Below are 12,908 nucleotides of genomic sequence, written 5' to 3' on the forward strand. Positions count from 1 at the left end.
AGGATGAAGCAAAAGTTAAAGAATAATTGGAAACTATTTTTAATTGCTAGTTTAACTTTAGGTTTGGCGCCTTTTAAACCTCCGCATATTGTTGGTAAATTAAAATGGATTGCAGGCGGTAATGCGTTTTCCGGTGAGCATGCAATGCAATTTCAAGATTGGTTTGATGTTTTATTGCATGGAAGTCCTTGGGTTCTTTTATTAGTGTCAGTTATTTTAAATTTAACTTCATTATTGGTAAAAAACGATTAGGAATAGAACTTTCTTTTCTACCAGTTGAGATAAAACCTTGACTTTCATAAAAAGGCTGTGCGTTAGGATCGGCTAATAATGTCATTGTTTGAATATTTAAACTCTTAGCTTTCTCAATAGCATGAGTTAGTAATTGTTTGCCGATTTTTTGACCAATAACATCTGGGTGTATGAAAAGAAATTCCAATTCTATAGTATTGTTCTGAGGTTGATTTAAAATATAAAACCCAATAGTTTTTTGACTAGAGATAAATTTATAAACCATCATTTCCTTAATCATTTTTGAAGTAACGGTTAAATCGTCTTTCCAACTATTAATAAGTTCCTCATTATAGCCCCAGTATGCTTTTGAGGTTAGTGCGATGCTAGTTAATAATTGAGCATCTTTAATGTTTGCCTTTTGTATCATAAAAAAAGAAGCCCCACATTAGTGAGGCTTGGTATTATTTTTTGATTATTTCTCTAATCTTTATTCTAAACGCAGCAAATAATAATGTCATAAACGGACTTAACCAGTTAAACATGGCGTAAAAAGCGTAGTCTATAACAGGAACTCCCAATACTCCTGAATGATACGCTCCACACGTGTTCCATGGAATTAAAACGGAGGTTACTGTTCCAGAATCTTCAAGCGTTCTACTTAAGTTTTCTGGAGCTAGTCCTTTGTCTTGATAAGCTTTTGCATACATTTTACCTGGTACTACTAAAGCTAAGTATTGATCTGAAGCGGTAAAGTTTAAACCAATACAGGTTGCTACCGTACTAGCGAATAATCCGAAAACAGAATCAAATAAATTTAATAAGAAACTACTAATTTTAGCTAAGGCACCAATAGCATCCATAATACCACCAAAAATCATGGCACAAAGAATTAACCATATGGTTCCTAACATTTTTACCATACCTCCAGCAGTAAATAAATCAGCCAAAACAGCATTTTCAGTAGCTATTGAAGTTTTAACTGTTATTGCTTGTATTACACCTATATACATGGTTTTGAAATCGTATTTTAAGGATTTTAAAACCTCGCTTGTAGTTAATTTATCATCTAAACTTGCTAAATAGGTTGCAGCAACTTCTTTTACAACTTCTGGTTGAAAAATTAATGCAAAAATACCTCCTAATACCGTTCCAGCTAATAAAGCAATTAAAGGCGGTGTTTTTTTCATAATTAAAATAACAACTGCTATTGGTACTAAAAATAAAAATGGGTTAATATTAAAAGCCTTATTTATGTCATTTAACATTTGTTGAGTATCTGCAGTTCCTGTAGTATTTTGTGTAAACCCTAAAATGATAAAGAAGATTAATGTAACAATAATAGTTGGTACAGTAGTATAAGCCATGTACTTGATATGAGTAAATAAATCCGTACCAGCCATTGCAGGAGCTAAATTTGTGGTATCAGACATTGGAGACATCTTATCACCAAAATAAGCACCAGATAAAACAGCACCAGCAGTCATTCCTAATGAAATTCCTAAGGCCTCACCAATACCAATTAAGGCAATACCTACGGTTGCAGCAGTTGTCCAAGAACTACCTGTAGCTATTGAAATTACTGCACAAATAATTAAACAAGCGGCTAAGAATATTGTAGGATTTAAAATTTGTAATCCATAATAAATCATTGAAGGAATTATTCCACTAATAAGCCAAGTTCCTGCTAATGCTCCTACCATAAGTAGTATTAAAATAGCACCAGCTGTAGATTTAATGTTTTCTGCAACTTCATCAATCATAACTTTGTATGAAACTTTGTTTCTAAATCCAACAATAGCAGCTGTTGCACCTCCAAGTATTAAAATGAATTGATTACTTCCACTTAAAGCATTATCACCAAAAACAAAAACATTGTAAGCGAGCATTCCTATTAATGCTATTACAGGAATTAACGCTTCCCAAATACTCAGTTCTTTATTAGCTATAATTTTTTGACCTTCGATATCGATTTCGGATAAGTTTTTATCGTCTTGCATTGTGTGGTTTTTTTCGGTTTGTAATGTTACGATTTTGTAAAGAATTATACAAGTAGAATCAGTTTAGTACATTTGTTATCTATGGATTCATTAACTCAAATTGTTTTAGGTGCTGCTTGTGGAGAAATAGCACTAGGAAAAAAGATAGGGAATAAAGCATTGTTGTTCGGTGCAATAGGTGGTACAATACCAGATTTAGATGTGTTTATTGGTGGGTGGTTGTATGGAAATGAAATAGATGCAATGGCTTTTCATCGCGGATTTATGCATTCGATTTTATTTGCCATTTTTGGTTCTTTTCTATTTGGATGGATAACTTTTAAACTATATGATAAAGGAAAACGTGAAGGAACTACTACCTTAAAAAACTGGATTTGGTTATATTTTCTATCCATTTTTACGCATCCTTTATTAGATAGTTTTACACCTTACGGTACTCAGTTATTTTTACCTTTTTCCGATTATAGAGTTGCATTTAATAACATTTCTGTTGTAGACCCTTTGTATACGCTTCCTTTTTTATTGTGTTTAATTGTGGCTATGTTTTATAATAGAACACGAACAAGAAGAAGAGTTTGGGTTAAAGCTGGAATTTATATAAGTTCAGTCTATATGTTGTTTACTATTGGAAATAAGATTTATATGGATTCTGTATTTAAAAAATCGTTTGATAAAGCCGATATTTCTTATAGTAGATTTTCCACTCAGCCTACTATTATGAATAATGTTTTGTGGTATGGAATTGCTGAAACTGAAAACGATTATAAAGTTGGATTTTATTCTTTGTTTGATAAAAAATCGGAATTAGATACGATTTTGACAATTCCTAAAAATCGAGATTTATTAGATGTGAATCATAAAGATATTAAAGTCTTAACCTGGTTTAGTAATGGTTATTATAATTTAGTGCCTATGGATTCATCTAAAAATATTCAATATTTAGATTTAAGATATCCTTTGTTGAATCCCAATAATGCAGAAACATCTATGTTTAGATTTGAATTGATGAAAGAGAATAATAGATGGGATATGGTGCCGTTCTCTGGTAAACCACCGTCAAAAGATGATTTAAAAGAATTTACCAAGCGTTTTTATGGTAAATAAAAAATAGCAAACAGATTCTAAACCATTCTGTTTGCTATTTTTTTTAGAATTTAGTTAAGTCTTATGCTAAAGCTTCTTCTTTTAAAACACCTATTTCTAACATGCAGTCTTTCATCATTTCAAAAGTACGCTCAATATCATTATCTAATCCAATAGAAAAACGAATTAAGCCATCAGTTAGCCCCATTTCAACTTGTTCTTCTTCTGGGATTTCTGAAGAAGTTGACGTTCCTGGAGCTGAAAATAAAGTTTTATAAAACCCTAAACTTACTGCTAAATATCCTAAGTTTTTTTCTTGCATTAACTCCATTAAAGCATTGGCTTTGTCTAAAGAACCAGCATCAATAGTTAACATTCCTCCAAATCCATATTCATTATTCATCATTGATTTGTAAACTTCATGAGATGGGTGTGATTTTAAACCAGGATATACTGTTTTGATACCAAGAGCTTCGAATTTTTCAGCTAAAAAAGCTGCATTTTTACTATGCTGTTTCATTCGAATATGTAACGTTCTCATGTTCTTTAATATTGACGACGAACGCAAAGAATCCATAGAAGAGCCTAATAACATGCTTGCACCATCGATAACACTTTTTTGAGCGTTTATAAAATCAGCACTAGCGCAAACAACTCCTCCCATCGTATCAGATGAACCATTGATAAATTTAGTTAAACTATGAATAACAATATCCGCTCCAAGTTGCGCTGGTGAAATAGATAACGGAGAGAAAGTATTATCAACAACAAGTTTTAAATTGTATTTTTTAGCCAAGGCAACCAAAGCTTTAATATCTGCAACTTCCAATAAAGGATTACTTACTGATTCGCAATAAATCATTTTTGTATTGCTGTTAATAGCAGCTTCTATTACATCTAGTTTTGTAATATCAACAAAAGATGTTTCAATATTCATTCTAGGTGTAAAGTTCTTTAAAAAAGCATAAGTACCACCATATATAGTTCTACTAGAAACAATATGATCTCCAGCTCCACAAATTTGTAAAATAGTTGCTGTTATAGCTCCCATACCCGAACCAGCCACATTTGCAGTTTCTGTTCCTTCCATTGCTGCTAAAGCTTCACCTAAATATAAGTTAGAAGGAGAAGTATGGCGTGAATATAAGTAGCAACCATCAGTATTTCCTTCAAAAGTATCAAACATTGTTTTTGCCTTTATGAAAGTATAGGTTGAAGAATCAGAAATAGAAGGATTTACTCCTCCAAATTCTCCAAAATATTGTAAATCTTGAATATTGTTTGCTGGTTTAAAGTCCATTGTATAAATGTTTAGTTGTTTATAGGACTATAAAAGACTTGTTTTTTTGATTAATAATCAATTAAAATTGATGTTTGTAGTTTTTTATTCTTTATTTTGTTGAATAATTAGTTTTTATAATGGTTTTTTAAAATTGATAAGTTTAAAAAACGTAAATTTTTCAGATGAAATTAGATCAAATTGATAAAAAGCTTTTAGAATTACTTCAAAAAGATAGTAAGCAAACTACTAAACAGCTTTCATTAGAATTAGGATTATCGGTAACGGCAGTATATGAACGTATAAAAAAGCTAGAAAGAAGTGAGATAATTACTCAATATGTAGCTTTGATTAATAAAAACAAAGTAGGGAAGTCTTTCTTAGTTTTTTGTCATATTAAATTAGAAAAACATGCGAAGGAGTATATTGCTGCTTTTGAAAGAGAAATTAATAAATTAGATGAAGTAGCTGAGTGTTTTCATGTAAGTGGCGACTATGACTATATTTTAAAAATTTATGTCAAGGACATGGATGAATATCGTGAGTTTATGGTGAATAAACTTACTGCGTTAAAACATATTGGTAGTACTCATAGTACATTCACTATTGGAGAAGTTAAAAGTTCTAATATAATATCATTATTATAAAAAAAAACGAACGATTAATTAATCGTTCGTTTTTTTTTAATTTAAGACTTTGCTTTTTTAACTAGCACAATTTTTTCAGTTTGTTTTTCAATAAGTTGTTTATAAAAAGATCTTAAAGCACTATAATGTTGAGGAGCTATTATATTAGTGTTTATTTGTAATAGCGATGAAAGTTTTATTTTATTTCCAAGTACAACAACCTTGTATTTAAATACTCCTAAATTCTCAGGAAGTCCTATAGCTGTTTCTTTTGGGAAAGATTCAACAACATATCCTTCAGGTATTGTAATTGATGTTGTAAAATTATCTAGCCAAGGCATTCCATAATCAACAGGGAAATTTCTTTCTTCAGACTTAAAAGGATTCTCAGTCATAGCTAAAAAGAATAAAGGAGTAAAATATAACTTATTGTTAATTTCTTCAATATGACTATCTCCAGTGAATTTTACAGATTGTGAAATAGGTTTACCTAAGTTTTTTTTATTTAGGACTTTAAATTCATCAATTTCTATGTTGTATTTTTCTTCTAAACTAGTTATTCTATCTTCATCTTTTATTAAATTGTTTTTTTGACGATAAAACATAGCTGCATGTCCCGTTAAAGATTTACGAAACATCCCTTCGATACTTCCTGTATCGTCTATCTTAACATATAAAATGTTATTTTCTTTAGTAGGGGTAGATGGTACTAGATTAATTTGACTAGAATAACCGTCTTTGAAAATTTCTCTACCATACCAGTTTAATGTTCTATAAGGAAGTATGTTTGGATAAGAGTAGTTTTCAGTAGCATCTAATAAAATATATTTTCCGTTCGATAAATTTACTTTAGTAATAACATAGTCAAAACCATTAAGAGTAGGATATAAAGGTATTCCATTACTTTTTGTGCTGACTAAAACTGGATTTGCATTTATACCAGCAAAACGTAGCATAGATGTTAACATAAGGTTTATTTCTGCAGAATTACCTACTCCTTCTTTATAAGCTTCTTTAACTCCTAAGTCAGTATATTTACCTGTAAAATTATTCCAGTTTACTTTTGATTTTACATGTAGGTATATATTTGAAATTTTTTCTAACTCATTTTTTGAATTGCTAAGGATTTTTTCTAAATCCTTTTTGTAGTAATTACTTTTTTCTAATTCACCACCAAAATAAGAAGATTTAAAAATTGTTTTACATACATCATTCCATGTAATAGCGTAACTTTTATATTTAGATCTAGGGAATATTGTTCCTGAAAGTTCAAATTTTACACCTCCTCTGTAGTTATTTATGTATCCAGAGAAAGGTTCATTGCTTTTTATATTAGGGACATTTTTTTTGTTGAATGAGTAAATTTCTGAAGTGTAATCTAAAATATTATTGTAACCAAAATCGATTTTATCTCTTTTTGATGATTTAACTAGAGGAATATTGTAGTAACCTTTTGATGTTTTATTAAATATAAAATACTCAGGAATTTCTATTTTACAACTTAGTTCTTTAACTGGGATGCTGTATTGAAAATTTAAAGTTTTAATTATCCATCTAGGAGATATTAAAGTGTATTTTAAATCTATGATTGCTCCTTCTTTTATATTGGGTAGTGTAATCTTTTTTTGACTTGTATATTTATTTATTTTTTCATCAAAAATATCTTTTTTCTGTAGTTTGTATTTTACAGTTTTACCGTTTTCAATTACAAAAGTATATGCTTTAATTGAGGAAACTTCCTCTTTTTCACCTGATTTAGGTTTATAATAGCTTATTTTTTTATTAGCATATTTAAAACCTTCTTTATTGTATATTTTAATTCTCTCATGGTATTCTGTAATTACCATAAAGCCTTTGCTTTGATCATATGTAAAATATGTCCTTCTTTTTTTTAACAGATAGGAAGCGTTAGCTGTAGAATCTAAAGGATAAAACTTTTCTTCTAATTCTTCTTTGGAGACTTTCCCAAATTTTATTTTTTGTGCTACCGTAGTTAGCGATAACATCAATGTTAGGATAAACAGTGTTTTTTTCATAGTGTTTTTATTTTTTTAGTAATTCAGTTCTTAAATTATCGAGTTTAGTAACTTTTTTTCTAAACTTTCTATAGGCTTTATAATCTTCTTTTGGATGAACTCCTTTTTTAAGCGAAAACTCTCTGATGTATTTAAAAGAAGTTTCATTAATTTTTTCTAATGTTAGTTTGTAGGTTCCAAACTTATTGTCAATACTTTTATTGTCGGGTAAATTTGTAATAGAATAGCCTTTAGGAATCTTAAATATAAATTCATCTTTATCGGTAAACCCTCTTTCTATGTTTAAAGGTCTTTGTCTTTTTCTGTATTTTTTTGGTACTCCAGTAATTCTATTGAATACGTTAAGTTTAAATAAATAACTGCTATCTCTTAGGGTTGCGAATTTTTCAATTTTAATATTTACTTTTTCTGTAAATTCAATTTTGTCTTTATCATTTGTATGTTTTATACTTTCAATTTCTAAATTGTTGTTATAATCCCATACATTAGAAATGTAGTACTTTTTTAGTTTTTTATGAGGATAATTCTCAATACTGTATTTGTCGCTATACTGAGTACCATAAGATTTTCTTGTTACAGAAGCATTTATGTTTCCATTATCTAATAAATTGATATTGGCCTTAATCGTTTGTAGATTGTTTTCGTTAATATAGGCAGGAGTTCTTTTAATAATTCCACCTTGAGGAGTAACTACTAAAACATCTCTATCATCAGTAAAATCTCCTAAAAATCCAAAAGGATTTGTTTGACTCGTACATTCTAGCCAGATATCATTTCCTTCATTGGGGATATTTAATATCATATGATTTCCTTGAAGAGCTGTGAAATCTTTATCTATATTTTTATATTTTTGAGCATACACAATTGTATGGTATGATTTAACGCCTACAACATCTAAAAGAGCTTTTGTATAGTTTGTTAAACCTTTACAATCTCCATAACTTACTTCATCAACTTTATTTGCAGCAATTGGTTCCCAGCCTCCAATATCTACTTGTACACTTATATATCTAGTTTTGTTTTGAACATAGTTATAAATGATTTTTGCTTTTTCAATAGGAGAGTCTACACCTTTAACTAAGTTTTTTACTTTTTCTATTGTAGCTGGTGATAACTGATTTCTATCTACTATTAATTTATTGTACATCCAGCTACCAAATTCTTTCCAGTTTTCAGCTTTACCAGTAATACCCTTTAAACTAAATTGGTTGAATGAAACGGAAAGGTTAGGTGAAAAATCGTCAAAATTAACGGTATACCTTTCGTACTTTATAGGTTTTTGGTTGGTTAACGTATATTTTAAATTAAACTCACTTGAGGTATTTTCAATAGGGTACCCTTCAAAATTTTTTTCTCTTTTCCTAAAAGGAATGTTTTTAGGGTTATTTAATTGATAAATGTTCTTTTCAATAGCCAAATTATAACTTTGAATAGGAAACCATCTCGGTATAAAACCTGTTGATGAGTTTTTGTATTCAGATTCAAAAACTACGGTATAAGGATAAGATGTGGGTGTGTATTCTAAAAACTTTACTCTTGAATCAGAATATAAAGTTCCTCCATCAATGGCACTAACATCTTGGAAGTCATTTTTAGAGTATTTCTTAATCTTATTTCCTAAGTTATCATAAATAATCGCTGTTAGCTTAGATATCTTAGTGTCTTCATTATAGTTTTTATAGGCATTTACATATGCTTTTCCATATTTATTAAGAACGGTAACTGTTCTTTTTTCTTTAACTACCATTTCATCAATAGCCAAAACATTTACTGTAATTTCATTATGTCTAATTACAGCATTGGCATTTTCTTTTAACTCAATAGGGATAAGTAAGGAAGAGAGTTGTGTGTTCTGAGAGAGGAGGTTAGTACATAGCAATAGCGCTATCATTACGATAGCGTAACCTGTTTTTTTCATGCAATTATTTTTTGATTAACTAGTAAACAAAGGTAGAAAAAAGGATTAAAAATTAAATAACAAATTAATTATAATATTTCTTGTTGATTTTTATAAAAAGAATCAGCCTGTAATTTTAATAAATTACGAGCCATTTTCTGTTTGTAATTATAAATTTCTTCTTCTGTTTTTAAATCAGAATAAATTTTATTGTTAAGGTCAATATCTGTTTGTAAAATAGCTTCTCTTTGATGAACTTGTTGTTGTATCCATGTTCTTACAAGTGATTCTTGATTTTCTAACTTAAAATCGTATTCTCCTTTTGGACTTATTAATTTTGAAAATATAGGAGCAGTTTCTATGGCAAGAAATAACAAGAAAATAAAGAAAGAAGGTAGCCAAGGTAATTTATTTAAAGCATTTATCCTTGCCATTAAACCATCAAAGCTAGAAATAATAGGTTGTGTTTGTGTTTCTCTTAATTTCTGTTTTTCAAGTAAATCGGCAATAGTATTTTCTTTTTGGCTAATCTTTTCAGAATTTACTTTTTTTAATTCGTTTAATTCGGCCAACGAAGCATCGTGTTTCTCTCTTTTTTCTTTGTATACAGGACCTTTTCCTAAGAGTTTAGTGCCTTTTCTTCCTTCAGCTTCTGCTATGTAAGTTTCATATAAAGCGTCAGTTTCTTTTTGTTTTTCTATAACTTCAGTTTTTAAAGCTTCTATGTCTTCTTTTATTTTGTTAATCTCAGGAGTAAATTGCTGTGCTATTTGAGTTTTGTTGTCTAAAGTCATTTGATTTTTTTCAGTCAATAAAACTTGATTTATCTCCTTTTCAAATATTTTTAACTCTAAAGGTTTAGATATTACCATAGCAATAATGAGTGCCAATAATAAACGAGGAATTACTTGTAGAATTTCTTGGCGTTTAGAATCTCTCTTTTTTATAGTAGAAACTATGAAACGATCTAAGTTGAAAATTAATAGTCCCCAAAGAAAACCAAAAAAGATTGATGAATATATATTGTCAAATACAGTGTATAAGGCATAACTACAAGCTATGGTAGCCATAAGAGCAGTAAAAAAAACTGTAGCGCCAATTCCAGCGTACTTGTTTTGTTCTCCGTTGGAGCAATCATTAATTAAATTCTGATCCACACCAGAGCATAAGAGGAAAAAATCTTTGATCATGAATATAAGCTTATACAATAAGAACGATAGTTTTAAAATAATGTTACAAAAAAGCCTCAGATATTGAGGCTTTTAACATAATTTTAAATTGATTATTTTCTAGTAACGTAGATTGAATTGTTACCTTCTTTGTCTCTTTTTACATGTATCGTTGCAATATTGTTTTTATTTATTTTATTATACGCCTCTAAAGAAATAAGTTTGTTATCTAAATAATAACTGATTTTTTTAGTATTCCCTTTAGGTAATTTTAAAATCTGCTCATTAGTTAGTTTATTAATTTTATCGATACTAACAGTTTTTTGAGAAGCCATATGCTTCTTAGTAGCAAATTCAATTACTTTTTTATTATTTACATCTTTAGTCCAAACACTTAACTCTTTATTGTTTTTAGTTATCGATATTGCTTTTCTGTGATTAATTTTTTTACCATTAAAGTAAAACGTTGCGTTAGGATATTTAAATGTTAACTCAGAGGCAGACATAGGTGGTGGTGGCGGCGGTATATTACTAGCACTACCTTTTTTAGATTTAGGATGAGGTGGTGGTGGAATATTAGAAACGTCTCCTTTTTTTATAATTGGTGAATGTGGAGAAGGTATGCTACTCTCACTACCTTTCTTTACCTTTATAGATAGAGGAACTGGAGGTGGAGGAATGTTTGAAATTTCTCCCTTTTTTACAACTGGCGATGGAGGCGGAGGTGGTATTAAACCATTATTTTGTTTTTTCCACTTATTGTAGTTTTTAATTACCTTTTTGTTTTGAGCATTAAAGTATGCGTGCGTACTTAATGAATATTGATAGGCCTGTGGAAATTTTTTACTACGAGCATTATTATGTACAAAACTTCCAGAGAAAGAGGCAAAATCAGTATGGCTATACTTGTTTAAAACATCGTTTTTAACATGCTTTCCATTAATCCAAATAGCGTACTTACTACCGTCTTTTAATTTAGTGAATAAGCTTTTAGAAACTTTTTTCTTTTTTAAAGTTAAAGGTGGAGGAGGAGGAAGCTGTCTTTTTTCTTCATCCGTTAACTCATGAAATTTTTTCGTTACTAGTTTTCCGTTTTTATCTTTTTTACGCACCACCATGTTATGATACATATACTCTTTTCGAGATGTTTCTTTTAAGGTGTCTCTTTTTATAAGGTACATTTTTTCTTTAATATCCTTTTGAGTTGAAGTTGGTTGTAAAGGAATAGCATTAGGACTATCTTTAGTGATTTTAGAGTCTAAATAACTTTTGTTAGGAACCTTTGCTTCAACTCTTTCAGCAAAGAGAAATGCGAATCCTGCTAGTACTGGAATTACTGCCAGTTTTTTTAACAAGATTTTACTACGTGAACTTTGTTTAGTCATCATAAGTAATCTTTTTTTAGTTAATAAATAATTCAAATTACTGGCCAAGTAATATTCATTGTTCCAAGCAGTTTTATTCAATAATAAATATTGATAGCTGGAAATGTTTTTATGATTTTTGATAACCTTTGTATCGGCTAAAAATTCGTGATTTAATTGAATTGATTTCTTTAAGAAATAGAAGATTGGATTAAACCAAAAAACTATTTTTAAAAATTCAATAAGTAATACATCAAACGTGTGTTTTTGGGTAACGTGGGTTAACTCGTGTGTTAATAATTCTTCTTCAATTTTTTGAGAATTATATTCTTCAATGTTTATAAAAATATAGTTCCAAAAAGTGTGTGGTGTAATTGCATCATTTACTAAAACAAGAATTGCTTTTTTATGTTTTATTTTTAGATTTTTTCTAATTTTTAGAAGAATAGAAAATAAATTATTCAGAAAACGTATTAACAATAAACTTGAAATTATTACCGAAAAAGTTAAAAAATAGAATAAGTAATCTATGGGTTTATAATTAGTTTCAGTAATATCTATAATAAAAGGTTGATTGCTAGCTTCTGTGGTTTCTATTAGTTCCATTGGAACTTCTATATAAATAACAAATAAAGGAGCTATAAAAGAAAATAGAATGCTACCTAATAAATAGAAGCGATTAAAATGATGCATTTTTTCGCGTTCTAATACCAAATGATAAAAGAGCAGTAGCAGTGCTAAGCAAATACCAGATTTAATTAAATAGCTTACCATTATTGTTGTTTTTTAATTTGACTATCAATAATATTTTTCAATTCTTCAAGTTCTGTAATCGATAAATCAGTTTCAGCTGTAAAAAACGATGCAAATTGACTAGCAGAATTGTTAAAGAAGTTTTTAATTAAGCCATTAACGTGTTTAGAAAAGTAATCTGACTTTTTAACCTTAGGATAGTATTCCCTCGATTTTCCAAAAAGTTTATAATCAATAAAACCTTTGTCCTTCATCCTTTTTAATAAAGTAGCCACTGTTGTGGTTGCTGGTTTAGGTTCTGGAAACTCAGCCAACAAATCTTTCATAAAAGCTTTGTCTAGTTTCCATAACAATTGCATTACTTGTTCTTCGGTTTTCGATAATTGCATCTCTACATGTTTAGAATTAACTCTACAAATGTAGAGATAAAAAATATATTCTACAAATGTAGAGATAAAATATTTTTATGT

The 12,908-nt window shown here is 29.2% G+C and carries 11 protein-coding genes; 3 read left to right on the forward strand and 8 right to left on the reverse strand.

From position 1 onward, the window contains the following. Positions 1 to 3 precede the first annotated feature (3 nt). Positions 4 to 252 carry a hypothetical protein gene (locus Q0958_RS14020; RefSeq protein ID WP_299124138.1) on the forward strand — a complete coding sequence of 83 codons (249 nt, stop codon included), beginning with the start codon at positions 4 to 6 and terminating at the stop codon, positions 250 to 252. Here the strand turns inward: Q0958_RS14020 and Q0958_RS14025 are convergent. Continuing rightward, positions 212 to 661 (reverse strand): GNAT family N-acetyltransferase, encoded by a 450-nt coding sequence (locus Q0958_RS14025; RefSeq protein ID WP_299124140.1) that lies wholly within the window; start codon positions 659 to 661, stop codon positions 212 to 214. The genes Q0958_RS14020 and Q0958_RS14025 overlap by 41 nt on opposite strands. Positions 662 to 695: 34 nt before the next feature. Then, positions 696 to 2,231, reverse strand: coding sequence for a Na+/H+ antiporter NhaC (gene nhaC / locus Q0958_RS14030; protein ID WP_299124142.1), 1,536 nt, complete (start codon positions 2,229 to 2,231; stop codon positions 696 to 698). Between the two features lie 81 nt (positions 2,232 to 2,312). Between nhaC and Q0958_RS14035 the strand changes: the two genes are divergently transcribed. Beyond that, positions 2,313 to 3,335, forward strand: a complete 1,023-nt coding sequence (locus Q0958_RS14035) for a metal-dependent hydrolase (RefSeq protein ID WP_299124144.1) — start codon at positions 2,313 to 2,315, stop codon at positions 3,333 to 3,335. 61 nt (positions 3,336 to 3,396) lie between these two features. Here Q0958_RS14035 and Q0958_RS14040 read toward each other — a convergent pair whose 3' ends face one another. Next, entirely contained in the window at positions 3,397 to 4,614 is a 1,218-nt protein-coding gene (locus Q0958_RS14040) for an aminotransferase class I/II-fold pyridoxal phosphate-dependent enzyme (RefSeq protein WP_299124146.1), read from the reverse strand. A gap of 164 nt (positions 4,615 to 4,778) precedes the next feature. Here Q0958_RS14040 and Q0958_RS14045 point away from each other — a divergent pair, with 164 nt between their 5' ends. Then, on the forward strand, positions 4,779 to 5,240 hold the full coding sequence (locus tag Q0958_RS14045) for an Lrp/AsnC family transcriptional regulator (protein WP_150901070.1): 462 nt from the start codon (positions 4,779 to 4,781) through the stop codon (positions 5,238 to 5,240). Between the two features lie 41 nt (positions 5,241 to 5,281). Here Q0958_RS14045 and Q0958_RS14050 read toward each other — a convergent pair whose 3' ends face one another. From Q0958_RS14050 to Q0958_RS14070, 5 genes are all read right to left on the reverse strand, one after another. Then, positions 5,282 to 7,255 (reverse strand): DUF3857 domain-containing protein, encoded by a 1,974-nt coding sequence (locus Q0958_RS14050; RefSeq protein ID WP_299124150.1) that lies wholly within the window; start codon positions 7,253 to 7,255, stop codon positions 5,282 to 5,284. Between the two features lie 7 nt (positions 7,256 to 7,262). Next, positions 7,263 to 9,173 (reverse strand): DUF3857 domain-containing protein, encoded by a 1,911-nt coding sequence (locus tag Q0958_RS14055; RefSeq protein WP_299124152.1) that lies wholly within the window; start codon positions 9,171 to 9,173, stop codon positions 7,263 to 7,265. Between the two features lie 68 nt (positions 9,174 to 9,241). Beyond that, positions 9,242 to 10,342, reverse strand: a complete 1,101-nt coding sequence (locus tag Q0958_RS14060) for a DUF4407 domain-containing protein (RefSeq protein ID WP_299124154.1) — start codon at positions 10,340 to 10,342, stop codon at positions 9,242 to 9,244. 92 nt (positions 10,343 to 10,434) lie between these two features. Beyond that, complete coding sequence (locus Q0958_RS14065; protein WP_299124157.1) at positions 10,435 to 12,459, reverse strand: M56 family metallopeptidase; 2,025 nt, start codon at positions 12,457 to 12,459, stop codon at positions 10,435 to 10,437. Beyond that, entirely contained in the window at positions 12,459 to 12,827 is a 369-nt protein-coding gene (locus Q0958_RS14070; protein ID WP_299124159.1) for a BlaI/MecI/CopY family transcriptional regulator, read from the reverse strand. The genes Q0958_RS14065 and Q0958_RS14070 overlap by 1 nt, the downstream gene beginning before the upstream one ends. Positions 12,828 to 12,908 lie beyond the last annotated feature (81 nt).

The sequence above is a fragment of the uncultured Tenacibaculum sp. genome (genome assembly GCF_947499065.1).
GTDB lineage: Bacteria > Bacteroidota > Bacteroidia > Flavobacteriales > Flavobacteriaceae > Polaribacter.